We start from the raw sequence: 1,472 nt of genomic DNA, 5'->3' as shown, positions 1-1,472 counted from the left end.
CGGAGGGTCACCCACCACATGATCGTCAACGAGCCCGTCCCGGACACCTTCGAGGACACCCCCGCCAAGGACCGCGACCCCGAATGGTTCAAACGAGCCGTCTTCTACGAGGTCCTGGTCCGCTCCTTCCAGGACAGCAACGGCGATGGCGTCGGCGACCTCAAAGGCCTCACCGCAAAACTCGACTACCTGCAATGGCTCGGCGTCGACTGCCTGTGGCTGCCCCCCTTCTTCAAATCCCCCCTGCGCGACGGCGGATACGACGTCTCCGACTACACCGCCGTCCTGCCCGAATTCGGTGACCTCGCCGACTTCGTCGAATTCGTCGACGCCGCCCACCAACGCGGCATGCGCGTCATCATCGACTTCGTCATGAACCACACCAGCGATCAGCACCCGTGGTTCCAGGAATCCCGCAACAACCCCGACGGCCCCTACGGCGACTACTACGTCTGGGCCGACGACGACAAGCAGTACCAGGACGCCCGCATCATCTTCGTCGACACCGAAGCCTCCAACTGGACCTTCGACCCCGTCCGCAAGCAGTACTACTGGCACCGCTTCTTCTCCCACCAGCCCGACCTCAACTACGAGAACCCGGCCGTGCAGGAGGAGATCATCTCCGCCCTGCGGTTCTGGCTGGATCTGGGGATCGACGGATTCCGGCTGGATGCGGTCCCGTACCTGTACCAGGTCGAGGGAACCAACTGCGAAAACCTTCCGCCTACGCACGAGTTCCTGAAGCGGGTGCGCAAGGAGATCGACGCGCACTACCCGGACACCGTGCTGCTGGCCGAGGCGAACCAGTGGCCCGAGGACGTCGTCGACTACTTCGGCGACTTCCCCTCCGGCGGCGACGAATGCCACATGGCGTTCCACTTCCCCGTCATGCCCCGCATCTTCATGGCCGTCCGCCGCGAATCCCGCTACCCCGTCTCCGAAATCCTCGCGAAGACCCCCGCCATCCCCAACAACTGCCAATGGGGCATCTTCCTGCGCAACCACGACGAGCTCACCCTCGAAATGGTCACCGACGAAGAACGCGACTACATGTACGCGGAATACGCCAAAGACCCGCGTATGCGCGCCAACATCGGTATCCGCCGCCGCCTCGCCACCCTCCTCGACAACGACCGCAACCAGATCGAACTCTTCACCGCCCTGCTGCTGTCCCTGCCCGGCAGCCCGATCCTCTACTACGGCGACGAGATCGGCATGGGCGACAACATCTGGCTCGGCGACCGCGACGCCGTCCGCACCCCCATGCAGTGGACCCCCGACCGCAACGCGGGCTTCTCCTCCTGCGACCCCGGCCGCCTCTTCCTCCCCACGATCATGGACCCCGTCTACGGCTACCAGGTCACCAACGTCGAAGCCTCCATGTCCTCGCCGTCCTCCCTGCTCCACTGGACCCGGCGCATGATCGAAATCCGCAAACAGAACATGGCCTTCGGCCTCGGCTCCTACACCGA

1 protein-coding gene is annotated in these 1,472 nt (G+C 64.3%); it reads left to right on the top strand.

Going from position 1 to position 1,472, the window contains the following annotated elements; translation table 11 throughout:
* Nucleotides 1-18: 18 nt before the first annotated feature.
* The coding region (gene treS / locus ACFVYF_RS37805) for a maltose alpha-D-glucosyltransferase (RefSeq protein WP_389462584.1) at nucleotides 19-1,472 on the top strand (1,454 nt) is incomplete at its 3' end.

This window comes from Streptomyces sp. NPDC058274 (genome assembly GCF_042881375.1).
GTDB lineage: Bacteria > Actinomycetota > Actinomycetes > Streptomycetales > Streptomycetaceae > Streptomyces.
This window is presented reverse-complemented; position numbering and strand designations above follow the sequence as displayed.